Origin of the sequence: Octadecabacter sp. R77987 (assembly GCF_042466115.1) — a bacterium.
Taxonomy (GTDB): Bacteria; Pseudomonadota; Alphaproteobacteria; order Rhodobacterales; family Rhodobacteraceae; genus SW4.
In genome coordinates, this window is record NZ_JAXHBQ010000001.1 from 1,409,095 (window position 1) to 1,433,964 (window position 24,870).

The following is a 24,870-nucleotide window of genomic DNA, read 5'->3' on the forward strand; positions in this document are numbered from 1 at the left end:
GTCCTGCGGTGCGCAGCTATGGTCGCGGCGCGTGTCCCAAGCAAGGCGAACAATGACCAAATCCATCCTCTTTGTTACCGGAACGCGCGCCGATTTCGGCAAGCTGGAACCGCTGGCCGCAGCGACCCGTGACGCGGGGTTTGATGTGGCCTTTTTCGTGACGGGTATGCACACGCTGGAACGCTATGGCATGACGAAACTGGAAGTGCAGCGCATGAAAGGCGTGGCGGTGCACGAGTTCCTCAACCAGCGCATCGGCGATCCCCAGGACATGGTATTGGCCAAGACCGTCATGGGTTTTTCCGATTTTGTCGCCGAACATCAGCCCGACCTGATCGTCGTCCACGGCGACCGGATCGAGGCACTGGCCTGCGCCCTTGTCGCGGCGACAAACTACATCCGCTCGGCCCATATCGAAGGCGGCGAGGTGTCAGGCACCATCGACGAAGTATTCCGCCACTGTAACACCAAACTGGCCGCCCATCATTTTGTCAGCTCCGACGATGCGGCGCGCCGCGTGATGGCGCTGGGTGAACCGGCGGACGCGGTTCATGTCATCGGCTCGCCCGAGCTTGATTTCCATTCCGGCCCGTCCGGTGTCAGCATGGATGATGTGCGCGCGCGCTATGACATTCCGGCGGGGGATTTCGGCATCTGCGTCTTTCATCCCGTCACCAGCGAAGCCGCAACCATGGGCCAGCAAGCACGCGATCTGTTCGGTGCCTTGGATGCATCGGGGCGCAATTTCGTGCTGATCGCACCCAATAACGATCCCGGATCAGACGACATTTTTGCCGCGATTGATGCCTTGCCCGTCGACCGGTTTCGCGTGATCCCGTCCATGCGGTTCGCACATTTTTCCGAGCTGATGAAGAACGCGGCCCTTATGGTTGGCAATTCCAGCGCCGGTGTGCGCGAGGCGCCCTTCCTTGGCACACCCAGTCTTGATATCGGCACGCGCCAGTCCAATCGCGCGCAGGCCCCGTCGCTGTTCACGGCGCAAGCGTCAGACACCAAAGTGATCGCGGCCTTCTTGAAAGACGAATGGGGTAAATCATACCCGCGCCACACCGCCTTTGGCAGCGGCAGCGCGGCGCAGCGATTTGTTAAGATATTGCAAGATGGCGGGTTCTGGTCAGCCGACATGCAAAAGCGGTTCCATGACCACACCGGCTAGAACAGGGGCGGGATTGCGCGCCTATCTGGCGTTGACGGCCGTGCTCGGCCCGCTTGGCCCGCTGGTCCTGCGGGGCCGCCTGAAACGTGGCAAAGAAGACCCCCTGCGCTGGTCCGAAAAACGCGGGATTGCGTCCGCGCCCCGGCCTGACGGCCCGCTGATCTGGTTGCATGCCGTGGGCTTGGGCGAGGTCATGGCCCTGCGCGGGTTGATCGCCGCGCTGCACGCCGCGCGCGCCGATCTGTCGTTCCTTGTGACATCCACGGCGCGCGCGTCCGGCGGGGTTTTCGCGGACAACTTGCCACCGCGCACCACGCACCAGTTCCTGCCGCTTGATCTGTCGGGTCCTGTGCAGGCATTCCTTGACTACTGGCGTCCCGATCTGGCCGTCTGGAGCGAACAAGACCTGTGGCCGCGCCTTGTGCATCAAACCCACGCACGCGGCATTCCCCTTGCCTTGGTGAACGCCCGCATGGATGCCGCGGCCCATCGCAAGCGCGCAGCGCTGCGCGGTATATTGCGCGATACATATGCGCGCTTTTCCTTTCTGGCGGCCCAGGACGACACAACCGCGCGCCATATCCGCGATCTTGCGCCCGGCGTCGAAATCACCACGCTTGGATCGCTGAAATCCGGCGGCGCGCCCCTCCCCGACGACCCCGCGAACCGCGCCGATCTGGCCCGCCACTTGGGCGCGCGCAAGCTTTGGTGCGCCGCATCGACCCATGGCGCAGATGAATCCGTGGTGCTGACCGCCCAGGCCCTGCGCCACAATGCTGACCCGGCAAGCCTGCTGATCATCGTGCCACGCGACCCTGCGCGGCGCGACTCGATCGCCAGCGCCTGTGCCGCCTACGGATTGCCCTACGCGATGCGCTCCGGGGGAGAGGTGCCCAAACCGTCCGATGCAGTCTGGATTGCAGACAGTTTCGGCGAGTTGGGCTTGTGGTATCGCCTGTGCCCTGTCGCTGTGATCGGCGGATCATTCGGGCAGGTGCAGGGCCACAACCCGTGGGAGGCCGCGCAACTGGATTGCGCCATCCTGCACGGCCCCAACACCGCCAACTTCGCCGCCGATTACGCGGCCCTTGCGCGGGCCGAAGCGGCATTGGAGGTGCGCGATCCTGCTACGCTCAACGCAGCACTTGACCGGCCCGATTTGGCTGAAATGGCCGAACGGGGCCGCGTTTTGCAATCCAACAGCGCCGGAAGCGTGGCGCGCACCAGTGCGGCCCTGCTTGATCTACTGGGGGCTGGCTGATGCCCTACCCGACCATGAAAATACGCTTGTTCATGATCGGCTACACCCTGCTTTGGGTGCTCAGCCTGCCGTTCATTCTGGTCTATCTCTGGCAACGCGCGCGCCGCGATCCCGACTATACCGCGCATTTGGGTGAAAGGTTCGGGCGCTACCGGACCCGGCTGAAAAACGCTGCTTGGGTGCACGCGGTTTCCTTGGGTGAAGTCCGATCCGGCGCGCCCCTGATCCGCGGATTGCTGACGCAGGGCGATCCCGTCGTGATCACCTGTTTTACCCCCGCGGGACGGCGCGAAGCTTACGCACAGTTCGGCCCCGAAATCGCCGCAGGTCAGGTTGCCGCCGTCTGGGTGCCGTTTGAATTCAACTGGTGTTACCATCGGTTCTTTCGCGCCTTTTCGCCACGCTATGGCCTTGTTCTGGAAGTGGAAATCTGGCCACGCATGATCGCCGCCTGCAATCGCGCCGATATCCCCTTGATGCTGTGCAACGCACAATACACCGCCAAAAGTTTCGCGCGTGATGCGGGGCGCACCCCCGTCATGGCGCAGATGTTGCGCGGGTTTACGGGTGGGCTGGTCAAGTCTGAATTGCAGGCGGAACGGTTCCGCACCGTCGGCTTGACCAACCTCGCTGTGACGGGCGAGTTGCGCTTTGATCAAGCGATCCCGCCCGCGCAAGTGGACGCCGGTATCGCCGCGCGCAGCTGGCTGAACGCCACGAAAACCGTGACCATCTCCAGTGCCGTCGAAGGCGAGGATGACCTGTTCATCACCACAATCCGCGCCCACCCCGACACCCTGTTCATCTACGTGCCCCGCGCGCCAGAACGGTTCGACGCAGTCGCACAAATGCTGGCCGATGCTGGTCTGCGAGTCGGACGGCGCAGCGAATTGTTTAATGTTAAACTATCTCTGCAAGGAAACGCGCCCGATATCGACGTTTTGCTGGGTGACAGCCTCGGAGAGATGTATTTCTACCTTGCCATGGCCGATCGTGTGGTCGTTGGCGGGGGCTTTTTGCCGCAAGGATCCCACAATATTTCCGAACCACTGGCCATGGGCAAACCGACCATCATTGGGCCGGAAATCTGGCCAATCGAATATCCGGCAACCGAGGCAATCGCGGCGGGGGCGGTTATCCATCTCAAGCAGGCGGGCCAACTAAACGAAGCCCTGCGCGCGCCCGTGCCCGATAGCGAGACAATCAACGCCTTCTTTACCGCTCACTCCGGCGCTGTGGAAAAAACCCTCGCCGCAATCCCGCGCCTGCTTACCAGGCGCTGAAACCTCCGTCGACGTTGACCATCTGGCCCGTCATGTAGCCCGCCTGCGGAGACGCAAGAAACAGCATCGCATCGGCAATTTCGTCCGGTTCACACATGCGGCCCGCCATGATCAGCTCGCTCACACGCTTCTGGAACTCCTCGGAGTGGCCATTAAACACGGCCCCCGGCGCAATCGTGTTCACCGTCGCCTGCCGTTTTGCCCAATAGCCCGCCAGCCAGACCGTCAGCCCGTGAATCCCCGCCTTGGTCACGCCATAGGCGCTGAAATTCTTGAACGGCATCCCGTCGTAAATCGGGTGATGCGCGCCGTTCAGGGCATACATCGACGCCACGTTGATCAAGGTGCAAGGGTAGCTGCCGACGATATCGCGATCCATCTGACGCGCGACCATGAAGGCCCCCGTCAGATTGACATGCATCGTCTTGTTCCAGTCGTCCACGGTTGTATCGGCAAAATCGGGAAAGGACTTGCCCGCCCCCATCAGCATTTCACCCGTAATGGCCGCATTGTTCAGCACCACATTCGGGTTCCAGCCATCGGCCATGACGCGCTTGAAAATATCGGTCACTTGGGCCTCGTCGCTCACATCCATGTCGTAAAAGCGAAAATTCCCGTTGCCTTCGTGCGCCGCCTGCAAGGCATCTGCCCGCGCGCCCGGCAAATCGGTCGAGACCACCCGCGCACCCTGTTCCAGCATCCGGCGCACATAGGTGCTGCCCAAAACACCGCCCGATCCGGTGATAAACACCGTGCGGCCATCCAGTTGCGTGCTCATCGGGTCTCTCCTGTCAGGCGGTCGTTCATCAGGAACTCCACCAGTTTGAAATCAAGCGGGCTGTCGATGTCCAGACAGCGTTCGGGGTCCATCAGATAGGGGATCACGCGCCCTTCAAAGATGCTGGACGCGCGGCGCAGATAATCGGGCGCGACCACATAGGTGCTGGCGGCATGTTCATAGACTACAGGGGCCGCCTGACGCGCCACCACCCCGCCGGGCAAGGGTTTGGACACATGCAGGGCACCCGTTTCATCAGGTTCGACCAGATTAAAGTAGGGGTTCTTGCGCGCCTCGCAGCATGACATCACCATATCGGGGGACTGCGCGAAAAACAGATCAAGTGCCGCGTCGATATCGCTGTCGGCGCGCAGGGGGGCCGTGCAATCCAGATCAAGAAAGGCATCGACAGGGCCGATGATTGCCTCGCTCGTCGCTAGCGCGTGCTGCCACACGCCCCATTTTCCGGCCGTGTCCGTGGCCAATTCCGCAGGGCGCAGGCCGATATCCAGCGCGCCCTTTTTCAGCGCGTGTTCGTAGATTTCTGGATCGTCCGTGGAAACCACGACCGCATCGACCCGCGCACTTTCAAACAACTGGTCCAGCGACCAGTCAATCAGCGGCTTGCCGCACAAATCGCGAAAATTCTTGCGCGGCACACCTTTGGAACCGCCGCGCGCGCCGATCTCGCCAAGGATCATGTGTAGTCTCCTGTGATATGGCCTGTGAACCGGCGCGCCTCCCAAGCTTGCGCGATCAATGCGCAACTGGCACCGACGCGATCAAGGCGTGGCAGGTGATCAATACCCGATGTGGCGCGCCCGTCGATCAGGGCCAGAAAATCGCGCATGGCATCAAGGAACATGTCGTTACGCTCGAACGTCCAGTCGCGCACCTGCGCACCATGGCCATTGTCCACCGCAAGCGTCCCGCTATTGAAATCCAGATCAACCGTGCCGCCTGTTCCGCGGAGTGCGATCCGGCGCAAGGACACGGGCGAAAGGTAATCCATCGCAACCGCCCCCTGCGCCCCGCCGCCAGCCAACGCGATCCGGCTGGCGAAATCCACACCGTCAAAATCTGCATGGCCCAGCGCATCAACGCCGCTTAGCGCGGCATCGGGAAACAGGCAGTGCGCCATGTCAAGCTCGTGACAAAGGTCCAACAGCACGCCGCCCCCTTCGGGACGTGCGGCATAGCTGCCGGCAAAGCGCCAGTTCTGACGCCACTGGCGCACATCATGGCCGATTTCCAGCGAAAACCCATAAACGCCGCTGTGGTCCATCTGCGCCAAATCCCGAAACGCGGGGTGGTAACGCATCATGAACCCGACAAGGCAGCGGTCCGCCAAGGACGCGGCAAGGGCCATGATCGCATCCAGATCAGTGCTGCGATACGCCAGCGGCTTTTCCACATAGAACGGCAGGTCACGCTGCGCGCAAAGTTCTACAATTTCCCTGCGGACTTGCGTGGCGGTCGCAATCACCACGGCGCGCGCGCCCTCCAGATCGGCAGGGGTGAACGCGCGCCACCCCACCAGACGGGCCTTGACCCCCAGCGATTCAAGATTGGCAAAATGGCGTTTGCCGATTGATCCGGCCCCGATGACGACAATAGTCATATGCTTGCCTCTTTGATCACGCTTTGCCAGTCGCCACCCTTGCGCCACATCGCAAAGGACGCAGTGATTTCATCACGATCATAGGCTGTTTCAACCCAATCCTCAAAGCTGATCCCCGTGGCGTCCCGCGCGGCGACATAGACGCGAAACACGTGATCCAGCACACCCGCCTTGGCCCGCTTGAAATGCACGTATCGCCAGTGCAACTGTTGCATCGCTTCCTCGGCGGGTCGCCCCTCGATCATGATCAGATAAAGCGCCGCCGCCATTCCCGTGCGGTCGGCACCGGATTTGCAATGCACCACGAACGGCTTTTGCGCCGTCTGGAAAGCCTGCCTGAGGCTCGCAAAGGCATCCTTGCGCGGGGCAATCCGCGATCCGAACCCCGGCGCGTAGATCAAGTTCAGCCCGTAGGTCGCGCAGGCTTCTTCCTCGAACAGCATCGGGCTTTTACGCAGGTTTCCGCGCAGCGAAATCACCGATTTGATGCCCATCTCCTTGTAACGGCGCAACCGCGCAGGGGATGGATGGTTTGACCGCCAGACACCGGGGGCAATCTCGTGAAGATTCCACCACCAGTGCCGGATCACCGCATGATCGACAAACTGGAAATGCCACCACGCGCGCCGCCGCGCCGCAGGGGTCGAAAGTTCGCCATCTGCCGGGCGTTTACTTGGCACAGTGTTCATTGGCACAGCATTAGCCGCGCACCCGCGGGGCCGCAAGCGATGTGCGCAAATGCACAAGGTGCCGCCGATTGCGCCAGTTGCCTGCGCAACGCCGCGCGCCTATCTGATCTGCAACGTTACAGGAGAACACCCATGTCCATCCGTCCCATCCTTGAATCCCGCTCCGCTGTCCCGACCATGGAGGGTGCAGGCGTCAAACTGCACCGCGCCTTCGGCTTCCAGGACCCGTCCGAGCTGGACCCGTTCCTGCTGTTTGACGACTTTCGCAATAACCACCCGCGCGACTTTGAAAAGGGGTTTCCGTGGCACCCGCACCGCGGGATCGAAACCATCACCTATGTGCTGAACGGCACGGTTGATCACAGTGACAGCCTAGGGAATAACGGATCACTTGGGGCGGGTGACGTGCAATGGATGACGGCCGGGTCGGGCATCCTGCATCAGGAAATGCCCCACGGTAACGCGCAGGGGCAGATGCACGGGTTTCAGCTTTGGGGCAACCTGCCTTCCGCGCTGAAAATGACCGCGCCGCGCTATCAAGACGTGCAAGGCAGTGAAATCCCCGAAGTGATCGACGATGACGGCACCCGCGTCAAAGTGATCACCGGCGAATTCTGGGGCAAGCGCGGCCCCGTCGACGGGATCGCCGCCGATCCGCAATATCTGGATGTGTTCGTGCCCGCCGGTGTCAGGAAAACCTTCCGCATCGACACCTATCGCCGCGCCTTTGCCTATGTATTCGAAGGCACGGCCGCATTCGCAGACGCCAGCCCACCCAGCGGCATTCTGCTGGAAAAAGAGGTCATGGGCGAGGAAGTCAACATTCGCGACATGTCCGGCGACCGCACCCTGATCCGGTTCGGCACGGGCGATGAAGTCACCGTGCAGGCGGGCGAACAGGGCGTGCGATTCCTGCTGATTTCCGGCGCACCGATCGAAGAACCCGTTGCATGGCATGGCCCGATCGTCATGAACACCCGCGCCGAACTGCAACAAGCGATCAGCGATCTGAACAACGGCACGTTTATAAGTCCCGCGCACTAGAGGCTTTTCATAACCCACGCGGGCGCGTAACAGGGCGCATGTCACAAAACCCGCCCAACCTCCGCCCCGATCTTGCGCCTGCTGCGCGCATCCACGAGACCCGCCGCGATGGCCAACCGACCATCGGCATGGTGTCCCTTGGCTGCCCCAAGGCCTTGGTAGATAGCGAACGCATCCTCACGCGCCTGCGTGCCGAAGGCTATGCGATCTCGCCCGATTACGCGGGCGCGGATGCAGTGATCGTCAACACCTGCGGGTTTCTGGATAGCGCCAAGGCCGAAAGCCTTGATGCCATCGGCGAGGCATTGGTCGAAAACGGCAAAGTCATCGTCACTGGGTGTTTAGGGGCCGAGCCGGATTACATCCGCGAACACCACCCGAAAATCCTCGCCGTGACGGGGCCGCACCAATACGAACAGGTGCTGGACGCGGTGCACGAGGTCGCCCCGCCCAGCCCCGATCCCTTCATTGATCTGCTGCCCGCGTCCGGTGTCTCCCTGACCCCGCGCCACTATAGCTATCTGAAAATTTCCGAGGGCTGTAACCATAAATGCAAGTTCTGCATCATCCCCGAGATGCGCGGGCGGTTGGCTTCACGGCCCGCCAAGGCCGTGCTGCGCGAAGCGGAAAAACTGGTTGAGTCAGGCGTCAAGGAACTGCTGGTGATCAGTCAGGACACAAGCGCCTACGGCACCGACTGGCCCGCCGATCAGCGCCGTGGCCTCACGGAACAACCCATCACCACGCTGGCCCGCGATCTGGGGTCGCTTGGGGCCTGGGTGCGCCTGCACTATGTCTATCCCTACCCCCACGTGCGCGAGATTATCCCGCTGATGGCGGACGGGATAATCCTGCCCTACCTCGATATTCCGTTCCAACACGCCCACCCCGAAACCCTGCGCCGCATGGCGCGGCCCGCGCACGCCGAACGCACGTTGGACCGCATCGCCGAGTGGCGCGACATCTGCCCCGACATCACCCTGCGAAGCACCTTCATCGTCGGCTACCCCGGCGAAACCGAGGCCGAGTTCCAACACCTCCTTGATTGGTTGGACGAGGCGCAACTGGATCGCGTCGGCTGCTTCCAATACGAAAACGTCGCAGGCGCACGCAGTAACGCCCTGCCCGACCACGTGGCCGACGAGGTGAAGCAAGAGCGCTGGGACCGTTTCATGGAAAAGGCGCAGGCGATTTCCGAGGCGAAACTGGCCGCGAAAGTAGGCACGCGCATGGATGTGATCATCGACGACATTGATGAAGATGGAGTCGCCACCTGCCGCACCAAAGCTGACGCGCCAGAGATCGACGGGAACCTGTTTATTGACGAGGGAACGGAGGGGGTTTCGGTCGGGGATATCGTGACCGTGGAAGTGGATGAGGCGGGGGAGTATGATTTGTGGGGGTTGATCGCGAAATAGAAAACGTCCAGTGGACGTTTTCAGCGATCAACGGGCGGAACGCTATCTTCGATTGAACTAAGACCTATGCACCGTCGATTACCGACTTAAGAGAATGCCCGCCACTAGTAAGAGTTCTCATGATCTTGGATTTCTGCTGCTTTCAGCAACATTTTCCATAGCTTACCTTCATCTTCTAAGCAGCGCTTCACGAAATCTGGCGTTACGCTTTCTTCCCATTGACCCTTTAGCGCGTCCCAAACGGCCGGTTCCACCTCAACAATTGTTGTCTCGTCAACGACCTCTGGTTTGCCGCGAGCAATCGTGTCTCTGAATCTCTTCAACTGATTTATGGTCTGCAAAGGCCGCGTTCCCCAGTCAAGTTCAAGGTCAAGGACTTTGCTAAGGAGATCGACCTTTTCGCGCAAGTTTGCTCTCTCCGGCCAGCCGTTTTCCAAGACTTTCCAACCTACAAAGTTGACCATTGCTTCAATTGAGAAAGCAGTAAAGACAAGTGCGGCCATCATGTCGTGGTAGACACCTTCGGTCTCACCGCTGCTGATTTTTTGCCCCACCGATTTCTCAAACGAGTATGCGCAATTCGATAGATCGTTGTGAATGAACTTTTCCGCCTGAGTTCTGACTTCAAATTTTCCGGCCATTACTGAAACCCTACTCCAAAAAAAAAGCAGCTATTTAATAATGATCCTTGATTGACGAACCAGGCACCAGCCCAATCTGCGATTGGGCAGCCCCCGACCGCCCCCATGGGCGGGGGCTTCTCCCCCACCCGCGGTCGGGGGCTGCCCTTCAATTTCGCGCGTTGCACCCGCCGCAAGCAACCGTCACACCGCCCCCTCAAACCAAACCCGCACCGCATCCTGCACCCGCCGGAACCTGTCACCGCCCAGATGCACCCCGCCGAACCAGCGCGTGACCACGACGATCTCGCCCACGCGGCCTTCGCGTTCCAGCATCCGCAGGATCACCATACCTGCGCCCGCCTCGCCGTCATCATTCTTCAACGGCGTCCCGTCAGGCAGCAGCACGGCCCAGGTATTATGCGTCGCCTTGGCGAATTTCTTGCGCCGCGTCAGCGCCTTGATAAACGCCTTGGCCTCGTCGGCGGACCCGCAAGGCCCGCCCGACACCGCGTATTTCGACCCGCGGTCGGTAAAGATGTTTTCAATCACGCGCATCCGCGCAACCTGACCAAAACGTTGACCCATATCAAGGCGGCAAACGGCGATCCCTGCTAACCAATCGTTAACAAAACGAAAGGGACTTCATGACAACCGCTGCAACCAAATCATCCGCCAATAAACGCACAACGATGCCACCCAAGCTCGCCCGCCGCCCCTACGAGGCGGAAAAAGCACAGCTTCAGGCTGAACTGCTCAAGGTGCAAATCTGGGCACAGGAAACCGGCCAGAAATTCGTGTTGCTGTTCGAGGGGCGCGATGCAGCGGGCAAGGGCGGCACGATCAAGCGGTTTACCGAACACCTCAACCCGCGTGCAGCCCGTGTTGTGGCCCTCAACAAACCCAGCGACGAAGAGCGCGGCCAGTGGTATTTCCAGCGCTATATCGAGCACCTGCCCACTGCGGGCGAAATGGTGCTTTACGACCGCAGCTGGTATAACCGCGCGGGCGTTGAACGGGTCATGGGGTTCTGCAAACCCGAGGAATATCTGGAATTCATGCGCCAGACGCCGGAATTTGAACGGATGCTCACACGGTCCGGCATCCGCATGTATAAATACTGGTTTTCCGTCACGCAGGCCGAACAGAAACGCCGCTTTGACAGCCGCGAGACCGACCCGTTGAAGCAGTGGAAACTGTCACCGATTGATAAGGCAAGTCTGAACAAATGGGGCGACTACACCGAAGCCAAAGAGGCGATGTTTTTCTACACCGACACCGCCGATGCGCCCTGGACGGTCGTGAAATCCAACGACAAGAAACGCGCGCGGATCAACTGTATGCGCCACTTCCTGTCAACGCTGGATTACCCCGGCAAAGACCCCGACATCGCCCGCGCGCCCGAGCCTGAAATCGTCGGCCCCGCCGCCAAGGTGATCCACAAGGCCGACCACATCCTTGGCACCGCCCTGCACCCGGACACGCGACGAACCTAGGTGCGGCTGGCCCCTTCGGCCTCTTGTGCGATAGCGTCGATATCAACCTCGTCGGCGGTCGCCTTGCCATCTTTGATGCGGGGGGCGGGGCGGTGCCACTGCGACAGATACTGGCCAAAGTCACGATAGAACCCCGGCACGATCACTTCGAGGTCGGCGATGAAATTCGCCTGCTGGGTCAGGCGCGCGCCCAGACGTTTGGCGCAAAAGATGTGAAACGCGCGCACTTGCAGGTTTTCCTTGCCCGCCTCGCAAAGGTCAGGATCATCGCGCAGTTGCGCGACGGTAAACAGCGTGTCCTCGCTGCGGCCCGGCCACAGCAGGCGGACATGCAGATCGGAAATATCGTCATGTTTGATCTGACGCAGCAACCAGTTCACCCGCGCCTTGGACGATTTCTTGTCCTCGGGCGCTTGCAGGGTCATTCCCACATCAACCGTACGCCGCCCCATATCCACAACCACCTCAAGCGGGGCAGCGGCATCGGCAATGTCGAAACTGGCGACCAGCTGATTGCGCTCGCGCAGCACGTCAGCCTCGGCCTTTTCGCGCTCGCTGCGGTCCTTGGCGTGGGACCGGCTTAGCTTCTCGCTGACAAGGGTGCCGGTCAGACGGGAAAGGATCAGCGACAAGTCCTTGGTTTCCTGATGCCACGCGCCCAACACCGCGTTTGCATCTGCGGATCGTTGCGGAATACGCCCACCCGCTGAAACCAGTTTGTTCAATTCACCCCATTCTGGCGGCATCCGGTCGAACCCTTTCACGCCCGCGCTTTCATGTGACAGAAACCGGCGCAGCTCGTTCAACAATAGTTGCTGGTCGTCATCGGCTACCCCTTCGCTGCTCAGCAAGAGATCCGCAGCTGTCAGGATCGACATCCATGACCAGTGAAACACCGGAATCTTTGACCGGCTCTTGCGAATGTCGTCATCGGGATGGTTTTGCGGATTGGTCGCAAACTGGTTGGAGATGGTGATGACACAGTCAATGCCGTTGTCCTTGGCCAGCGCGCGATAGCGTTCCACCTGTTCGGCCTGGATCGGCACATTGCCAACCTTGGCCTCGACCAAAGCGCGCCATTCGCGGGCGCCCGTGCGTAAAACGATCAACCCGTCCGGGCGTTCCTTGATCGTCTGGCGCTGCTGTTGAAAGACAACCTCGGTATAGGTGTCGATGGTGCTGCGCACCCCGCACCGTTGTCCGATCCCTCCCAAAAGGACTGCGCTGAATTCACTAACCTGCGCCAGACAGGCAAGCACGATTGAAGTCGTGCGCCCTTCTTTCGACGTGGTTGACAAGACGGGAAAAAGCCGCGCCGCCTCCCCTTGTTTCAGGTAGTCAGGTAACGTCATCACAATCCCCCCTTAAAGTCGCATTCGCATTAAGCGTTGAGATTGCTAAAAAATCAACCTAAGGGTGCAGTTGGTCAGCTGCGTTCGCAGAATGCGTTGAACACGGGTGCGTTCGGGCAGAATGCGGGTGTGAAAGGCACCTCGCAGGCGTGATCAAGCCAGCCATTGCAGGCGGTCACGGTGACGCAGTTGCGGCAGGCATTGGCGGCTTCGGTAAAGCTGCGCTTGCTCAACCGGCCCTCGCGCGTGGCCTCGACAAGATCGACACCAACCGCGCGCGACATTGCCAGCATGCGCCAGAAATGGGCGCGGGTGTCATGCTTGGGGCACATTGGCTTCTCCTTACTCGTCCACCTTTGATTCATGCGCATAAACGCGGCATGACTGCGGCAAATAAGCGAAAAGTTGCGGGTCGCGTTAGCCCAAACCGGCAAAGAATTCGCCGTTCCGGCAATAATCCGGCGCGGCATCGGCCTGATCAGTCTGCGCCAGCCACACACCACAGGTCTGGGCGCTGTCACAACCACGACACCGGGTGACAGCTTCGGCGTAGCCACTGTCGCTTAGCCGCCCTTCGCGCAGGGCTTCGCCAAGGTCGACGCCGATCGTCTTGGACATTCCCATCATCAGCCAGAAATGCGCGCGTGTATCACCCATGGGTCGCATCGGATTCTCCTTGTTTGCCGCATGGGTCTAGGGGCAAACTGCGCCCAAATCCTTGAGGTAGATCAAACCGCCACCACGCCGGACCACCTGATGCAAAAACTGATCCTGATCGCCGCCCTTCTGCTGGGCACTGCTGCAACGGCCGATACGCCACGTCCTGAAACGGTTGCCCAAACCCTTGAAATCTTGGCCACTGGCGCCTATCCGCTGTCGGAACTGCTTTATGTCTGGAACGATGGCGCCTGGACCGTTAGCCCCTGACCAACCCGATCAGGATCACGACCCAGGCCACGCCCACGGCCACAGCCGTCACGGCCACGGCGGCACTGCCGCAATCCTTGGCCTGGCGGGCCGCATCGCGGATTTCGGTCGAAATGTCATCGACCACCCGTTCGATCGCCGTATTCACGCATTCCGCCGCCAGAACCATCACGCCCCCCATCAACAGCAACGCCGTTTCCGCCGTGCCAAGGGGCAGCGCAATGGCCAGACCACCCGAAATCACATTGGCAACAAGCCACTGCATCAAACTGCCTTCGGTGCGATACACATGGAGGAATCCGGCCCAAGACCAAATGGCACGCTGTTTGATCCGGCGTAACTGATTCAACATCTTGTATCCCTTCCCGCATGTTCGGGCGAATGTGCGCGCGTTAAGGCGCGTAACGCAAGGGAATGGTTTACCTGTTTGTGAAACAGTCCCTAGATAATGGATATGCAGAACCCGCACGCCTTTCCTGTTCTTGCCCGCGCTGAACGCATTGCGGACGGTGTGGTGCACGGTATCGGCGTGCTTCTTGCCATCACAGGCGCGGTGCTGTTGATCGTCTTTGCGGCACTTGGGGCCAGCGGTGCCGGGATGATTGCCGCGCTGTCGGTCTATGCCGCCGCGCTGATCGCAACCTTTACTGCCTCGGCCTGTTATCATCTGATCCCCTGGCAAAAGGGGCGGCCCGTTTTGCGCCGGATTGACCACGCTGCGATCTATCTGAAAATCGCGGGCACCTACACGCCGCTGGTCGTGCTGATCGGCAGCGGTTTTGCCTATGCGGTGCTGGCCGTGGTCTGGGCTCTGGCCGCCATCGGGATGATCGCCAAACTGTTCTTCTGGCGCAGTCCGGGCAGGCTGGGCGCCTGGCTCTATCTGGGGATGGGCTGGCTAAGCGTTGCGTTGATCTGGTCGCTGTTTCCGTTGATTCCGACGGGCGCAAGCATCCTGATCGCCGCGGGCGGGCTGCTCTACTCATCGGGCGTGATCTTTTACAGCTGGCAGAACCTGCGCTTTCAAACCGCAATCTGGCACGGGTTCGTGCTGGTCGCCTCGGCGTGTTTCTTTGCGGCAATCAGCTGGGGCGCGCTGGCTTTGACCTAAGGGTCAGGATTTCCACACCTGACAACCCGCGCCTAAAAAATCTATCGTCATTTCATCGGAACAAACCTGTTGGTCAATTACCGGCCAACATCATTAAACGACAGATTTGAATAGGAAATTTTCGCCATGGATCAATTCATGACATTGCTACCGCCTGGCCTGCTGAATGTGATCGGGGTCTTTGGATTTTCACTTTACGTGATGAATTACAGCCTGCTGACCCTTCACAAACTGACCAGCCACTCCGCATTATATTTCGTGATCAACGGTGTGGCCGCATCCTGCGTGCTGATCAGCATGCTGGCGTCGTTCAACCTTGCCTCGGCGCTGATCCAGTCGTTCTGGATCGTCATTTCCCTGATCGCCATCGGCGTGCGCCTGCGCCGCAATGTGGAACAGGGTGAACCGCAGGCCGAACTGGCTTAAATGCGCAACCTGCGCCGTGCATAGGCAGACCGCGGGATGGCGATCTACCATTTAAGTATGGCATTTTATGGCAGCAAAACACGTCGTCCCTATAGGATTTGCGCGTGCCTCGGCCAAATCGCCAGCCCGGCGGGGCGGTCTGCCGATGCACGGCGGCTACGCCTTGATTCCGTGCCAATCGCAAACTGACTCATTGGTCTAAATAACCCCGCCCTTTCCGCCTAAAGACCGGCGACCGTCCTGCGCACGATCTCGACCCGTTCGGCGTTGGGCGGGTGCGTGCCAAGGAAACGATCACCCGGATCAGGAATACGGAAAAAGAACTCGGCGCCGCGCACAGGATCATATCCGGCGCGGGCCGCAATGCGGGTGCCAAGGGCATCAGCCTCAAGCTCGAAATCCTTGGAATATGTCCGCGCACCGACCTGCGCGCCCAATTCCTGCGCCACGCGCACGGCATCTTCGCCACCGCCCGTCACGCCAGCCAATTGCCCGAAGACAAGCGCGCCGACTGTCGCATTCTGACGCTGGCGGTCCAGATGGCCGGCAATGTGATGTGCCGCCTCATGGGACAGCACAAAGGCCAGTTCATCAACGTTTTGCGCGTCGGCAATCAGCGCCAGCGTAAAGGCGATAATCGGGCGCCCCTGTTCATCGACAGTCTGAAAGGCATTGGGCGGCATGTTGGGGCGATCATCAATGACAATGCGAAAATCGCAATTCAACCGTGGTGCCTGCTGGCGGCAAAACCGTTCGGCCACGGGTTCGACCGTTTCAACGACCTGCACAAAGTTGCGCGCAGACACCCGGCCATCGCGGGTCTGGGTAATTGGCGCAGGCTTTGGCGCGGCGGTCGGCGCAGATACCGGCGCGTCCTGAACGACAACCACGTCACAGCCCGCAAGGCCCAGCGCGACCAGCGCCGCCAACATAAGTTTCATACGGTATCGCACTGTGATCCAACCCTCCGGCAATGCAACGAATTTAGCAGCTTTTCCCCTGCTCGCCAGACCCGATCACGCAGATGCTATCGGCAGGCTTGCATCCGCCCATGATCCCGCTAGCCTGACCCCATGTTTACGATCGAACACGACTTTGATGCCACGGTGATCACGCTGGTCGATGACGGCGACGGTACGCTGCGTGATGACGTGACAATCAACGCCTTTGAAGACTGCATCACGCTTGAACAGATCGACCAGCGCACCGACATGCCCGTGCGCATCACCCTGTCGTTCGCGCAGGCCCGCGACCTTGCCGCCGCGCTGAACCTGCCCGAAGGTGCCTATACCCTGCGCGATCCTGCCAAAGATTGATCCCGCGCAAGGCCGCGCCACCGATCCTGTGCTAGAATTGCCTGATCAGGAGGACGTGAGGATGCAAACCAACCAGCTTCCGCTTTACGATGACAGCGTGAATGAAACCGGCTGTTGTCCGCGCTTTGACCCGCTGCCCTGGGATGATCAGGAACTGCATTTCAGCAACAAACACTTCGCCCGAGCCACAACCCGCAGCATTTTCTATGTGCCCTTGAATATGGGTAGCGTGATGACTCGCGTGCTGGACAAGGTCGAAACGTCCGGTGGATACGACAACACCGATTATGTGGTGCTAAGCCGCGATCTTTCGCCATGGCGCGCCGAACACCTGTTTGCCACGCCCGAACCGCTGGACGGCGAGGAACAGGTCACGCTAAGCGGCGATTTCATCACCAAGGCTTTTGAAGGGCCATACTCGCAGATGGGCCAATGGGTCAAAGACATGCAGGCCCTTGCGGCAACGCGCGGCACGCTGAACGCAGACGTCTATTTCTTTTATCCCACCTGCCCCAAATGCGCCAAAGCCTATGGCGCGAACCATGTGATCGGGTTCGCAAAACTGACCTGACACCAGATCGCCCCTTGGCAGCCCCCCATGGCATCGGCAAAGGTAGGGGAAAAGGGGGACACGATGACCACAGGTTTCTTTTGGGATGAACGCTGTTTCTGGCACGGCGGCGGCTATTACGCGGGCATGTTGCCGGTCGGCGGGTTGGTGCAGCCCATGGCCAGCGGTGGCCTGCCCGAAAGCCCCGAAACCAAGCGGCGCTTGAAGAACCTGATCGACGTAACCGGCCTGTCACGCGATCTGGCGATGCAAGGCGCGCCCACAGCCGGCGACGAAGATCTGCTGCGCGTCCATCCGCAATCCTATCTTGATGAATTCAAGATCCTGTCAGATGGCACCGGCGGTGAACTTGGCCGCCGCACGCCTTTCGGCCCCGGCGGTTATGAAATGGCGGCGGTGTCCACAGGCCTGTCCATCGGCGCGCTTGATGCCGTGCTACGCGGCCGCGTGCGCAACGCCTATGCCCTGTCGCGCCCGCCCGGCCACCATTGCCTGCCCGACTATCCCAACGGGTTTTGCCTGTTTGCCAACCTTGCTGTCGCGATCCAGACCGCGCGCGCCAACAAGCTGACCAGCCGCGTTGCCGTGCTTGACTGGGACGTGCACCACGGCAACGGCACCGAGGCGATCTTTTACGAAGACCCTGATGTGCTGACGATTTCCATCCATCAGGAACGCAACTACCCCATGGACACCGGCGATTTCGCCGACCGTGGGCGCGGCAAGGGGGAAGGTGCGAACCTGAATATCCCCCTGCCCGCCGGCACCGGCCATCGCGGCTATGTGCGGACCATGGAACAGATCGTCCTGCCACAAATCCGCGCGTTTCAACCCGATGTGATCGTGATCGCCTGCGGCTATGACGCCGCCGCGATTGACCCGCTGGGCCGGATGCTCGCTACCGCTGAAACCTTCCGCGAAATGACCGTGCAAGTGCGCGAACTGGCCGAGGAAATCTGCGAAGGCCGCCTGATGATGGCCCACGAAGGCGGCTATAGCGAAGTCTACGTGCCCTTCTGTGGCCATACCGTGTTGCAGGAAATGTCGCGCAGCCCCGTCACCGCCCCCGACCCGTTTGGTGACGTGTTCGACCTGCGCCAGCCGGGTCCGGCGTTTGATACGTTCCTGGACGGGGTGATTGGGGACATGGCCGCGGCTGTGTGAAAGGCTACTTTGCGGGACGAAGTGGACGTCGCCAAAGTTCAACAAGCCGGGCGGTCGGCGGCCCGTGGGTTGGCGATACAACGTTGCCGCTTTGGCGCTTTATGGCGGCCACACACATCTTCCGGACCGGCATCGCGCGCGGTTGGCAAAATCGCCGACCCGTGGGGACGGGCCGACGATCGCCCGGCGGCTGCGCCTTGATTCCGGGCGGGTCTGCCTCCCAAAGCAAGCGTCAGTTTGGGCTCAAAGCAAACATTCCCCGTAACCCCTCAATACGCCGCATCCACGATAAACTCGACCTTCAGCTCGGCACGCGCCAGTTTTGCTTCACCGCACGCCCGCGCAGGCGCGTGGCCTTCGGGCACCCATGCGTTCCAGACCGCGTTCAAACCGGCGAAATCGCTCATGTCGGCCAGCCAGATCGTGACCCGCAGCATCTTTTCGCGCGATGATCCGGCGCGCACCAGCAGGTCGTCGATCTTGTCCAGACAGGCCTGCACCTGTTCCTGAATGGTGTCCCCTTCGGCCACCTGACCGGTCAGATAGGCGACCCCGTTGTGTTTGACGATCTTGGAGGACCGCGCGCCTGTATCAATCCGTTCGATCATGTTCCTTTTCCCCTGATCCGATGCAATTGCGGCCTGACTATCAGGCAGCGCCGCGATCCGCCACGCCCCCCCCCTAGAACCTGCGCCCGCGAACGCCTATGTCAAAGCGAACCGAAAACCGGAGCGCCCGATGCCAACAGCCAATCCTGCCGCCCTCGACTTTCTGCTGACACGGCGTTCGCGGCCTGCGAAAACGCTGACCGGCCCCGTGCCGGACCGCGCGCAACTGGAAATCCTGCTGACCGCCGCGGCGCGCACGCCCGATCACGGAAAACTGGAACCCTGGCGCTTTGTGGTGCTGACAGGCGCGGCCCTGCCCCGCCTGGCCAAACTCGTGGATACCCGCGCGGCGGCCCTGAACATCGACGCCGATCAAATTCCCAAGGCCCGCAGCGCCTTTGCCGATGCACAGTTGATCGTTGCAGTGATCAGCGCGCCTGTCATCTCGGCCAAGATCCCCGCAATCGAACAAACCTATTCAGCAGGTGCCGTCTGCCTGTCCCTGCTCAATGCGGCGCTGGCGGCCGGATGGGGTGCGAACTGGCTCACGGGCTGGGCATCACACGACCGGACATTCATCGAAACGGGCCTTGGGCTTGCGCCACATGAAACCATCGCCGGTTTCATCCATATCGGCACCGAAACCACCACGCCGCCCGAACGCCCGCGCCCCGACATCAGCGCCAAAACCACATGGATCGACGCATGATCTTTCAAGATATCTCCAAAGCTATCGCACAGTTTTCCGATGCCCGTTTCCGGCGCGTGCTGCTGCTTGGGGTCGGACTCACGCTCGCCCTATTCGCGGTCAGCGGTTTCGGGGTCTGGCAATTGCTGAACTGGATCGACATCGAAAACGTGTCATGGCCGTTCTTTGGTGAAATCGCGTGGCTGTCCTATGTGCTGGGTGTGATCATGGCCGCACTCAGCCTGTTTCTTTGGGTTTTCCTGATGATCCCCGTTGCCTCGGCGATCACCTCGCTATTCCTTGATGACGTGGCGCAAGCGGTCGAGGATAAACACTTTCCCCACCTGCCCGCGCCGCCGAAAATGCCGCTTTCAACCGCGATCAAGGACACGCTGGGCTTTCTGGGTGTGTTGATCGGGGCGAACATTCTGGCGCTGATGCTGTATATCATGCTGCCCTTTGCCGCGCCGTTCATATTCTACGCGCTCAACGGCTTCTTGCTGGGGCGGGAATACTTTACCCTCGCGGCGACCCGCCGTGAAGGACGCGCGGGCGCGCGTGCGTTACGCAGCCGTTTCGGCAATGAAATCTGGATTGCAGGTTGCCTGATGGCCGTGCCGCTGACGATTCCGGTGCTGAACCTCTTCGTGCCGATCCTTGGGGCGGCGACCTTCACGCATATGTATCACCGGCTTAGTCAGCGCTGACCGCGGGCGTCGCCATCCGGTTGAACCAATCCAGATCGCGCACGGTGATCAGACCCGACATGATCACACCCGCGATGACGGCCCAGATCAGGAACGCCCAAATGGTGGTGATCTTGGCCTTGCGGCGCAACTGCGGATCGGCGGGCGCGCTGGAATGGGTGCCGGGCACGACCTCGCCCGCCTCGCCTTGGGTGGTCATGCGCAGGGGCAGCACGACAAAGAACACCATGAACCACACGACCGCGAATAAAACGATTGCCGATGTAATACCCATCTGCGCCTTTCCGCGGACCACGCCGCTTGTTCCGGAATTGCAAAGCCAACGGCACTGATGCCGCCAGCGCCTAGACCTGTTCTAGCTCGATCAGGCAGCCATTAAAGTCCTTGGGGTGCAGGAACAGCACCGGTTTGCCATGCGCACCAATCTTTGGCTTGCCCGTCCCCAGTACCCGCGCACCAGTTTCAACCAGATGATCGCGCGCGGCGATGATATCGTCGACCTCGTAACAGATGTGATGGATACCCCCCGCAGGGTTCTTGTCCAGAAACCCTTGAATGGGGCTGGCATCCCCCAGCGGATACAGCAGTTCTATCTTGGTATTGGGCAGTTCGATAAAAACGACAGTGACGCCATGATCGGGTTCGTCTTGCGGCGCGCCCACGGTTGCACCCAAGGGGCCCCGATACTGCGCACAGGCCGCTTCAAGGTCGGGCACGGCAATTGCTACATGGTTCAAACGTCCGATCATTGCTCACTCCTCTTGCTCGCTTGCTCTGTCTATGTCGTGGACAGCGGCGCGGCACAAGTGGGCGCGCCAACGGGTCGCGGGGCCGTTAACGTGGGATTCACCATCTGGCGATTAACTGGGCGCACAACGATCTCTGGAGGGGATGTTATGGACGACCATGATGAATTCATGATGACACGGCCACCCACCGCGCGGCGCCCGCTCTTGGGGTTGACGGTGCTTGTGGTCGAAGACAGCCGTTTCGCCTGCGAAGCGATGCGCCTTTTGTGCCTGCGGTCGGGCGCGCGCATCAGGCGGGCGGACAGTTTGCAACACGCGCGCCGCCATTTGGCCGTCTATCGCCCCGCCGTGGTGATCGTCGATCTGGGCCTGCCCGACGGCCCGGGCGAATCCCTGATCACCGATCTGGCGATGGGCGTGCCGCGCGTTGATGTGGTGCTTGGCACCAGCGGCGACCCGGATGGAAAAGACCGCGCGCTGGCCGCCGGTGCCGACGGATTCTTTGCCAAACCTGTGGCCTCGCTCGCGCAGTTCCAGCAAGCGATCCTTGCCCATCTTCCCGCTGATCGCCAGCCCAACGCGCCTTGGGTGTTGTCAGATGAATATGTCGCGCCCGATTTGATGGCTTATCGCGATGATCTGGCGCATGTGGCCGATGTGCTCAACGGCGAGGAGGACCGCTCGATCGACTATATCACGCAGTTCCTGTCAGGCGTTGCCCAAAGCGCGAATGACACCGGCCTTGGTGACGCGGTCGGATCACTTGCGCGCGCGCGCGAATCCGGTGGCGCGACCCGCTCTGAAGTGGCACGCCTTGCCGCAATGGTGCAGGAACGCCTGTCAAACAACAGCACGCTCTAGCCAACAACCCGTCCAAGCAAGAGGCACCTGAAACCCGCCCAAATAGCCAGCAAATCGCCACGCCAGTCGCACAAAGACACCCCAGTCGCGTCCCAAATCGGCCCCAATCATCGCGCATCATCCTTGTTGATCGCCACCGCATAACGCATCGGCAAGCAACAAGGACGAGTATAGGATGGAACGCTTTATCAATCGCTTTTGGGGTGACGAAGACGGCAACGTCACAATCGACTGGATCGTGCTCACGGCAGGCATCGTGATGCTGGGAGCCGCTGTCATGCTGGCTGTCGGGCCAACAACCCAGGATCTTGCCACGGGCACAACCGACAAGATCGACCAGATCGAGATGGGCATCTAACCCCGTCAGCGTGTAACGCCAAATCCTACAACATCAGGCGCGGATCGCTTCCCATCTCAAGATCGGGGAACACCGCGCCTTCAAATGTCGCGGCAGGCAGGCCGGTTGCCGCGCGCATGACCCATGCCGCATAGGCGCGAATATCGCGCGTGGGCAGCAGATCACGCCCCGCATAAAGATCGCCCTCGCCCAATCCGGGCCAGTCGCTGATCACTTGCCCCCCCTTCATCGCACCCCCCGCAAACAGCATGGCGCCGCCTGTGCCATGATCGGTGCCGCGCGATCCGTTCTCGCGCGCAGTGCGGCCAAATTCGGTCATGCACAGCACCGCCGTCTGCCCCCATGCCGCGCCCAGTCCGGCGCGCAGGGTCAGGATTGTATCGCTCAGGCGTGACAGCGCGCGGGTGATATTGCGCGCCTGGTTGTCATGGGTGTCCCAGCCGCTGATCGAAAAACTGGCAATCCGCGTATCCGCACGCAGCCGTCCTGCGGCAAATTCCGCCAGTTTCACGTGATCACCGGACAGGCTTACCCCCTCCATCATCGCGCTTTCGCCCATCATTCCTTCGGTTTCAGCCGCGGCCTCAATCGCCGCGTCACTCGCCAGTTCCTCGGCGATGGCGATGGCATCATTGCTGGCCGCGTGAAACAACGGATCGTCGTGGTGCACTACGTCCAGCAACCGGCGCACATGTGGTGACAGGTTCAGCCGGGCATCGGGTGACCAGCGCGCCGCTGGGGCATCACCTGACAGCACCAACATCTGTTCGCGCCCGATCGCATAGGCCACATCACCCTCCAGCCCCGGCATCTGCTGCAACAGGCGGTTCAACCAGCCGTCGCGCAGGCCGCCACCACTCAGATCCGGCAATCCGGCCTCAAGAATATCCTGCCCGTCAAAGTGGCTGCGCTTGTCGCGATACGGTGTAGATACTGCATGCACAGCACCCATTTCCCCCGCCAGCCACAAGGGATGCAAGGGTGCGAGCGCCGGGTGCAGCGCGAAAAAACCATCCAGATCAATGGCATCAACGGCCTCACCCACGCCGATGTTGGGGCGCAGGCCCGCCAATGCCCGATCGCCATAGGGCTGGATCACATCCAGCCCGTCCATCGCCCCGCGCAGGATGATCACCACCAACCGCGTGTCCCAAGGGGCCGCGGCAAAGGCGACCGGTGTCAGCAAGGGGCTGGCCGCCGCGCAGCACCCCAGTGCCGCGCCCGACATCAAAAACCTGCGACGCTCCATGGCCTACCTCCTTTGAAACGCGGCCGATGCCAGCACAAGGCCAACCCCGTCCGCACGATCTTCGGCCGCACCAGCGGCAAAGACCACCGCCGGATCAGCCGCCGGCCCCAGCGCCGTCAGCACAAAATCACGCGGATCAGGCAAATCTTCGCGCAACCGCTGCGGAATGATCATCGACCACGTAATGCGCCCCGCCATGCCTTGGGGCGTGATCCACGCCGCGCCATCTTCGGGCCAGCCATCCGGGCCAACCGGTTCTTCCCACGGCTGGCCCATCACGGCCAAATGCCGCCCGAAGGCCGCCCGCCCTTCGTTAAATGTCATCGCCGCAAGGGTGTCAGCGTCAATATCCAGCGCCCGCACCGCCGACGCGACAAACCCGTAGGGCGGTTTGACCTTTGACTTGGTCACATCCCACGCGGCGGGGTGGCGCAACATCGCCGCAACCACGGCCCCCAGATCGCCGCCCGTGTCGGCAAAGACCGCCGCAAGTTCATCAACCAGACTTGCAGGCGGATCGTCAGCCACGAAATGCACCGCCAGTTTGCGCCCGATATGGCGGGCCGTGTCCGGATGCGCCGCCAAATCATCCAAAGCCGCCAGAATATCCGCAAGACGTGGAACATCCCCGCCGTAAGTCTGCCCCAGAACCACTTCCGGCCCCGGTTCGGCAATATTGCGCAAAAAGGCAAAACCGTTCTTGGGGCTATAGGACAGCCCCGTCAGCAGTTCCGCCAGTTCGCGCACATCCGTCTGGTCGTAACTGGCCCCGACACCAAGCGTGTGCAGCTCCAGCAACTCGCGTGCCAGATTTTCGTTCAAGCCCCGATTGCGGCGTTGCGCGGTGCGGCTGTTGGGGCCCATCGACAGATGCTGATCCAGATAGACCAGCATCATCGGATGTGTCGTAACGGCCCGTAACATATCAGAAAAACGGCCCATCACATGGGGGCGGATCGCTTCTTCGACATAGGGCGACACCAGATGACGGGTCACGCCAGTGACCGCGCGCACCGTGAAATGGTCAGCCCAGAACCGCGTAAGGCGTTCACGCATCCCGTCGCGCGTCATGACCGCACGGGCCAGATGCGCTCCAAAGGTGGCTCCGCGCAAATCCCGCCCCGCCGCGCGCATCTCGCGCTGTTGTTCCAGCACCTCTTCCTCGCGGTCTGTGCCGCGCGCCGCCTGACGCACACGCGCCAGATCGCGGTAGTCACGCGGTGACGGATAGGTGTCTGCCCAAAGCGGAATCCCATAGCGCGCCGCCGCGTTGTCGGGCCCGCGCAACTGCACCAGCATCGCGTCAACCGACTGGGGCGGCGCGATGCGGGGCGACAGCCCCATGCCAAAACGGATCTCGGCGATGATCGGATCAAACGGCACACACGCCTCCCTG

32 protein-coding genes are annotated in these 24,870 nt (G+C 61.0%); 16 read left to right on the plus strand and 16 right to left on the minus strand.

The genetic code is table 11. From position 1 onward, the window contains the following. Window positions 1-52 precede the first annotated feature (52 nt). Genes neuC through SJY21_RS07115 form a run of 3 tightly spaced genes read left to right on the plus strand, consistent with a single transcriptional unit; the run spans window position 53 to window position 3,721 of the window. Window positions 53-1,177, plus strand: a complete 1,125-nt coding sequence (neuC, locus tag SJY21_RS07105; protein ID WP_377508187.1) for a UDP-N-acetylglucosamine 2-epimerase — start codon at window positions 53-55, stop codon at window positions 1,175-1,177. Next, window positions 1,161-2,438, plus strand: coding sequence for a 3-deoxy-D-manno-octulosonic acid transferase (locus SJY21_RS07110; RefSeq protein WP_377508190.1), 1,278 nt, complete (start codon window positions 1,161-1,163; stop codon window positions 2,436-2,438). The genes neuC and SJY21_RS07110 overlap by 17 nt, the downstream gene beginning before the upstream one ends. Window positions 2,439-2,452: 14 nt before the next feature. Next, window positions 2,453-3,721, plus strand: coding sequence for a 3-deoxy-D-manno-octulosonic acid transferase (locus SJY21_RS07115; RefSeq protein WP_377508192.1), 1,269 nt, complete (start codon window positions 2,453-2,455; stop codon window positions 3,719-3,721). Here the strand turns inward: SJY21_RS07115 and SJY21_RS07120 are convergent. From SJY21_RS07120 to SJY21_RS07135, 4 genes are read right to left on the minus strand one after another with little or no spacing between them, the layout of a single operon-like run. Continuing rightward, complete coding sequence (locus SJY21_RS07120) at window positions 3,708-4,499, minus strand: SDR family NAD(P)-dependent oxidoreductase (protein ID WP_377508195.1); 792 nt, start codon at window positions 4,497-4,499, stop codon at window positions 3,708-3,710. The genes SJY21_RS07115 and SJY21_RS07120 overlap by 14 nt on opposite strands. Beyond that, a complete protein-coding gene (locus SJY21_RS07125; RefSeq protein ID WP_377508198.1) occupies window positions 4,496-5,200 on the minus strand; it encodes a cytidylyltransferase domain-containing protein in 705 nt (234 codons plus the stop codon). The genes SJY21_RS07120 and SJY21_RS07125 overlap by 4 nt, the downstream gene beginning before the upstream one ends. After that, a complete protein-coding gene (locus SJY21_RS07130) occupies window positions 5,197-6,120 on the minus strand; it encodes a Gfo/Idh/MocA family protein (protein WP_377508201.1) in 924 nt (307 codons plus the stop codon). The genes SJY21_RS07125 and SJY21_RS07130 overlap by 4 nt, the downstream gene beginning before the upstream one ends. Further along, on the minus strand, window positions 6,117-6,809 hold the full coding sequence (locus SJY21_RS07135) for a tyrosine-protein phosphatase (RefSeq protein WP_377508204.1): 693 nt from the start codon (window positions 6,807-6,809) through the stop codon (window positions 6,117-6,119). Before SJY21_RS07135 ends, SJY21_RS07130 begins: the two co-directional genes overlap by 4 nt. A gap of 132 nt (window positions 6,810-6,941) precedes the next feature. Between SJY21_RS07135 and SJY21_RS07140 the strand changes: the two genes are divergently transcribed. Together SJY21_RS07140 and rimO are read left to right on the plus strand one after the other, a co-directional pair. Continuing rightward, window positions 6,942-7,853 (plus strand): pirin family protein, encoded by a 912-nt coding sequence (locus SJY21_RS07140; RefSeq protein ID WP_377508207.1) that lies wholly within the window; start codon window positions 6,942-6,944, stop codon window positions 7,851-7,853. Window positions 7,854-7,891: 38 nt separating this feature from the next. Next, window positions 7,892-9,271, plus strand: coding sequence for a 30S ribosomal protein S12 methylthiotransferase RimO (rimO, locus tag SJY21_RS07145; RefSeq protein ID WP_377508210.1), 1,380 nt, complete (start codon window positions 7,892-7,894; stop codon window positions 9,269-9,271). A 104-nt stretch (window positions 9,272-9,375) separates the two neighbouring features. On the opposite strand, the gene SJY21_RS07150 is transcribed toward rimO, so the two are convergent. Next, window positions 9,376-9,912 (minus strand): hypothetical protein, encoded by a 537-nt coding sequence (locus SJY21_RS07150; RefSeq protein ID WP_377508213.1) that lies wholly within the window; start codon window positions 9,910-9,912, stop codon window positions 9,376-9,378. A gap of 183 nt (window positions 9,913-10,095) precedes the next feature. After that, window positions 10,096-10,449, minus strand: a complete 354-nt coding sequence (locus SJY21_RS07155) for a YigZ family protein (protein WP_377513176.1) — start codon at window positions 10,447-10,449, stop codon at window positions 10,096-10,098. A gap of 89 nt (window positions 10,450-10,538) precedes the next feature. Between SJY21_RS07155 and ppk2 the strand changes: the two genes are divergently transcribed. Further along, window positions 10,539-11,387 (plus strand): polyphosphate kinase 2, encoded by an 849-nt coding sequence (ppk2, locus tag SJY21_RS07160; protein WP_377508216.1) that lies wholly within the window; start codon window positions 10,539-10,541, stop codon window positions 11,385-11,387. Here the strand turns inward: ppk2 and SJY21_RS07165 are convergent. From SJY21_RS07165 to SJY21_RS07175, 3 genes are all read right to left on the minus strand, one after another. Further along, window positions 11,384-12,739 carry a hypothetical protein gene (locus tag SJY21_RS07165; RefSeq protein ID WP_377508218.1) on the minus strand — a complete coding sequence of 452 codons (1,356 nt, stop codon included), beginning with the start codon at window positions 12,737-12,739 and terminating at the stop codon, window positions 11,384-11,386. The two genes, ppk2 and SJY21_RS07165, sit on opposite strands and share 4 nt — an antisense overlap. 74 nt (window positions 12,740-12,813) lie before the next feature. Beyond that, on the minus strand, window positions 12,814-13,071 hold the full coding sequence (locus tag SJY21_RS07170) for a DUF6455 family protein (RefSeq protein WP_377508221.1): 258 nt from the start codon (window positions 13,069-13,071) through the stop codon (window positions 12,814-12,816). A gap of 85 nt (window positions 13,072-13,156) precedes the next feature. After that, on the minus strand, window positions 13,157-13,396 hold the full coding sequence (locus SJY21_RS07175) for a DUF6455 family protein (protein ID WP_377508224.1): 240 nt from the start codon (window positions 13,394-13,396) through the stop codon (window positions 13,157-13,159). Window positions 13,397-13,495: 99 nt separating this feature from the next. On the opposite strand from SJY21_RS07175, the gene SJY21_RS07180 reads away from it, so the two are divergent. After that, entirely contained in the window at window positions 13,496-13,666 is a 171-nt protein-coding gene (locus SJY21_RS07180) for a hypothetical protein (protein ID WP_377508226.1), read from the plus strand. On the opposite strand, the gene SJY21_RS07185 is transcribed toward SJY21_RS07180, so the two are convergent. Beyond that, window positions 13,656-14,018 carry a diacylglycerol kinase gene (locus tag SJY21_RS07185; protein WP_377508229.1) on the minus strand — a complete coding sequence of 121 codons (363 nt, stop codon included), beginning with the start codon at window positions 14,016-14,018 and terminating at the stop codon, window positions 13,656-13,658. The genes SJY21_RS07180 and SJY21_RS07185 overlap by 11 nt on opposite strands. A gap of 96 nt (window positions 14,019-14,114) precedes the next feature. Between SJY21_RS07185 and SJY21_RS07190 the strand changes: the two genes are divergently transcribed. Both SJY21_RS07190 and SJY21_RS07195 read left to right on the plus strand, forming a co-directional pair. After that, window positions 14,115-14,777: a hemolysin III family protein gene (locus tag SJY21_RS07190; RefSeq protein WP_377508232.1), complete on the plus strand. Its 663-nt coding sequence runs from the start codon at window positions 14,115-14,117 to the stop codon at window positions 14,775-14,777. A 138-nt stretch (window positions 14,778-14,915) separates the two neighbouring features. Beyond that, a complete protein-coding gene (locus tag SJY21_RS07195) occupies window positions 14,916-15,203 on the plus strand; it encodes a hypothetical protein (RefSeq protein ID WP_377508235.1) in 288 nt (95 codons plus the stop codon). 221 nt (window positions 15,204-15,424) lie between these two features. Here SJY21_RS07195 and SJY21_RS07200 read toward each other — a convergent pair whose 3' ends face one another. Continuing rightward, complete coding sequence (locus SJY21_RS07200) at window positions 15,425-16,144, minus strand: M48 family metallopeptidase (RefSeq protein WP_377508237.1); 720 nt, start codon at window positions 16,142-16,144, stop codon at window positions 15,425-15,427. A gap of 132 nt (window positions 16,145-16,276) precedes the next feature. On the opposite strand from SJY21_RS07200, the gene SJY21_RS07205 reads away from it, so the two are divergent. From SJY21_RS07205 to SJY21_RS07215, 3 genes are all read left to right on the plus strand, one after another. Beyond that, the gene (locus SJY21_RS07205; protein WP_377508240.1) at window positions 16,277-16,519 is read left to right on the plus strand and encodes a hypothetical protein; all 243 of its coding nucleotides are present in this window, start codon (window positions 16,277-16,279) and stop codon (window positions 16,517-16,519) included. Between the two features lie 61 nt (window positions 16,520-16,580). Further along, window positions 16,581-17,090, plus strand: coding sequence for a hydrolase (locus SJY21_RS07210; protein WP_377508242.1), 510 nt, complete (start codon window positions 16,581-16,583; stop codon window positions 17,088-17,090). Between the two features lie 63 nt (window positions 17,091-17,153). Further along, the gene (locus tag SJY21_RS07215; RefSeq protein WP_377508245.1) at window positions 17,154-18,254 is read left to right on the plus strand and encodes a class II histone deacetylase; all 1,101 of its coding nucleotides are present in this window, start codon (window positions 17,154-17,156) and stop codon (window positions 18,252-18,254) included. 269 nt (window positions 18,255-18,523) lie between these two features. On the opposite strand, the gene SJY21_RS07220 is transcribed toward SJY21_RS07215, so the two are convergent. Further along, complete coding sequence (locus SJY21_RS07220) at window positions 18,524-18,862, minus strand: RidA family protein (RefSeq protein WP_377508248.1); 339 nt, start codon at window positions 18,860-18,862, stop codon at window positions 18,524-18,526. Window positions 18,863-18,992: 130 nt separating this feature from the next. Here SJY21_RS07220 and SJY21_RS07225 point away from each other — a divergent pair, with 130 nt between their 5' ends. Together SJY21_RS07225 and SJY21_RS07230 are read left to right on the plus strand one after the other, a co-directional pair. After that, window positions 18,993-19,571: a nitroreductase gene (locus SJY21_RS07225; RefSeq protein ID WP_377508251.1), complete on the plus strand. Its 579-nt coding sequence runs from the start codon at window positions 18,993-18,995 to the stop codon at window positions 19,569-19,571. After that, entirely contained in the window at window positions 19,568-20,257 is a 690-nt protein-coding gene (locus SJY21_RS07230) for an EI24 domain-containing protein (RefSeq protein ID WP_377508254.1), read from the plus strand. Before SJY21_RS07225 ends, SJY21_RS07230 begins: the two co-directional genes overlap by 4 nt. On the opposite strand, the gene SJY21_RS07235 is transcribed toward SJY21_RS07230, so the two are convergent. Next, the gene (locus SJY21_RS07235; RefSeq protein ID WP_377513178.1) at window positions 20,244-20,531 is read right to left on the minus strand and encodes a DUF1467 family protein; all 288 of its coding nucleotides are present in this window, start codon (window positions 20,529-20,531) and stop codon (window positions 20,244-20,246) included. The genes SJY21_RS07230 and SJY21_RS07235 overlap by 14 nt on opposite strands. Before the next feature lie 70 nt (window positions 20,532-20,601). Then, window positions 20,602-21,006 carry a methylmalonyl-CoA epimerase gene (gene mce, locus SJY21_RS07240; RefSeq protein WP_377508257.1) on the minus strand — a complete coding sequence of 135 codons (405 nt, stop codon included), beginning with the start codon at window positions 21,004-21,006 and terminating at the stop codon, window positions 20,602-20,604. 147 nt (window positions 21,007-21,153) lie between these two features. Here mce and SJY21_RS07245 point away from each other — a divergent pair, with 147 nt between their 5' ends. Beyond that, on the plus strand, window positions 21,154-21,867 hold the full coding sequence (locus tag SJY21_RS07245) for a response regulator (RefSeq protein ID WP_377508260.1): 714 nt from the start codon (window positions 21,154-21,156) through the stop codon (window positions 21,865-21,867). A gap of 175 nt (window positions 21,868-22,042) precedes the next feature. After that, a complete protein-coding gene (locus SJY21_RS07250) occupies window positions 22,043-22,225 on the plus strand; it encodes a Flp family type IVb pilin (RefSeq protein ID WP_148056354.1) in 183 nt (60 codons plus the stop codon). 25 nt (window positions 22,226-22,250) lie between these two features. On the opposite strand, the gene SJY21_RS07255 is transcribed toward SJY21_RS07250, so the two are convergent. Next, window positions 22,251-23,474, minus strand: coding sequence for a DUF1501 domain-containing protein (locus SJY21_RS07255; RefSeq protein WP_377508263.1), 1,224 nt, complete (start codon window positions 23,472-23,474; stop codon window positions 22,251-22,253). A gap of 3 nt (window positions 23,475-23,477) precedes the next feature. Continuing rightward, complete coding sequence (locus SJY21_RS07260; protein WP_377508265.1) at window positions 23,478-24,857, minus strand: DUF1800 family protein; 1,380 nt, start codon at window positions 24,855-24,857, stop codon at window positions 23,478-23,480. Window positions 24,858-24,870: the final 13 nt, after the last annotated feature.

Excerpts from the sequence above, each read along its gene's own strand:
- SJY21_RS07170 (WP_377508221.1), bottom strand. The coding sequence starts at position 13,071 with ATGTGCCCCAAGCATGACACCCGCGCCCATTTCTGGCGCATGCTGGCA.
- SJY21_RS07205 (WP_377508240.1), top strand. The coding sequence starts at position 16,277 with ATGTTTACGATCGAACACGACTTTGATGCCACGGTGATCACGCTGGTC.
- SJY21_RS07245 (WP_377508260.1), top strand. The coding sequence starts at position 21,154 with ATGGACGACCATGATGAATTCATGATGACACGGCCACCCACCGCGCGG.
- SJY21_RS07130 (WP_377508201.1), bottom strand. The coding sequence starts at position 6,120 with ATGACTATTGTCGTCATCGGGGCCGGATCAATCGGCAAACGCCATTTT.
- SJY21_RS07190 (WP_377508232.1), top strand. The coding sequence starts at position 14,115 with ATGGATATGCAGAACCCGCACGCCTTTCCTGTTCTTGCCCGCGCTGAA.
- SJY21_RS07165 (WP_377508218.1), bottom strand. The coding sequence starts at position 12,739 with ATGACGTTACCTGACTACCTGAAACAAGGGGAGGCGGCGCGGCTTTTT.
- SJY21_RS07255 (WP_377508263.1), bottom strand. The coding sequence starts at position 23,474 with ATGGAGCGTCGCAGGTTTTTGATGTCGGGCGCGGCACTGGGGTGCTGC.
- SJY21_RS07250 (WP_148056354.1), top strand. The coding sequence starts at position 22,043 with ATGGAACGCTTTATCAATCGCTTTTGGGGTGACGAAGACGGCAACGTC.
- SJY21_RS07185 (WP_377508229.1), bottom strand. The coding sequence starts at position 14,018 with ATGTTGAATCAGTTACGCCGGATCAAACAGCGTGCCATTTGGTCTTGG.
- SJY21_RS07225 (WP_377508251.1), top strand. The coding sequence starts at position 18,993 with ATGCCAACAGCCAATCCTGCCGCCCTCGACTTTCTGCTGACACGGCGT.
- SJY21_RS07200 (WP_377508237.1), bottom strand. The coding sequence starts at position 16,144 with ATGAAACTTATGTTGGCGGCGCTGGTCGCGCTGGGCCTTGCGGGCTGT.
- SJY21_RS07120 (WP_377508195.1), bottom strand. The coding sequence starts at position 4,499 with ATGAGCACGCAACTGGATGGCCGCACGGTGTTTATCACCGGATCGGGC.
- SJY21_RS07235 (WP_377513178.1), bottom strand. The coding sequence starts at position 20,531 with ATGGGTATTACATCGGCAATCGTTTTATTCGCGGTCGTGTGGTTCATG.
- SJY21_RS07215 (WP_377508245.1), top strand. The coding sequence starts at position 17,154 with ATGACCACAGGTTTCTTTTGGGATGAACGCTGTTTCTGGCACGGCGGC.
- SJY21_RS07150 (WP_377508213.1), bottom strand. The coding sequence starts at position 9,912 with ATGGCCGGAAAATTTGAAGTCAGAACTCAGGCGGAAAAGTTCATTCAC.
- SJY21_RS07110 (WP_377508190.1), top strand. The coding sequence starts at position 1,161 with ATGACCACACCGGCTAGAACAGGGGCGGGATTGCGCGCCTATCTGGCG.
- SJY21_RS07125 (WP_377508198.1), bottom strand. The coding sequence starts at position 5,200 with ATGATCCTTGGCGAGATCGGCGCGCGCGGCGGTTCCAAAGGTGTGCCG.
- mce (WP_377508257.1), bottom strand. The coding sequence starts at position 21,006 with ATGATCGGACGTTTGAACCATGTAGCAATTGCCGTGCCCGACCTTGAA.
- SJY21_RS07180 (WP_377508226.1), top strand. The coding sequence starts at position 13,496 with ATGCAAAAACTGATCCTGATCGCCGCCCTTCTGCTGGGCACTGCTGCA.
- SJY21_RS07175 (WP_377508224.1), bottom strand. The coding sequence starts at position 13,396 with ATGGGTGATACACGCGCGCATTTCTGGCTGATGATGGGAATGTCCAAG.
- SJY21_RS07230 (WP_377508254.1), top strand. The coding sequence starts at position 19,568 with ATGATCTTTCAAGATATCTCCAAAGCTATCGCACAGTTTTCCGATGCC.
- SJY21_RS07135 (WP_377508204.1), bottom strand. The coding sequence starts at position 6,809 with ATGAACACTGTGCCAAGTAAACGCCCGGCAGATGGCGAACTTTCGACC.
- rimO (WP_377508210.1), top strand. The coding sequence starts at position 7,892 with ATGTCACAAAACCCGCCCAACCTCCGCCCCGATCTTGCGCCTGCTGCG.
- SJY21_RS07115 (WP_377508192.1), top strand. The coding sequence starts at position 2,453 with ATGAAAATACGCTTGTTCATGATCGGCTACACCCTGCTTTGGGTGCTC.
- SJY21_RS07220 (WP_377508248.1), bottom strand. The coding sequence starts at position 18,862 with ATGATCGAACGGATTGATACAGGCGCGCGGTCCTCCAAGATCGTCAAA.
- SJY21_RS07195 (WP_377508235.1), top strand. The coding sequence starts at position 14,916 with ATGACATTGCTACCGCCTGGCCTGCTGAATGTGATCGGGGTCTTTGGA.
- neuC (WP_377508187.1), top strand. The coding sequence starts at position 53 with ATGACCAAATCCATCCTCTTTGTTACCGGAACGCGCGCCGATTTCGGC.
- SJY21_RS07210 (WP_377508242.1), top strand. The coding sequence starts at position 16,581 with ATGCAAACCAACCAGCTTCCGCTTTACGATGACAGCGTGAATGAAACC.
- SJY21_RS07140 (WP_377508207.1), top strand. The coding sequence starts at position 6,942 with ATGTCCATCCGTCCCATCCTTGAATCCCGCTCCGCTGTCCCGACCATG.
- ppk2 (WP_377508216.1), top strand. The coding sequence starts at position 10,539 with ATGACAACCGCTGCAACCAAATCATCCGCCAATAAACGCACAACGATG.
- SJY21_RS07155 (WP_377513176.1), bottom strand. The coding sequence starts at position 10,449 with ATGCGCGTGATTGAAAACATCTTTACCGACCGCGGGTCGAAATACGCG.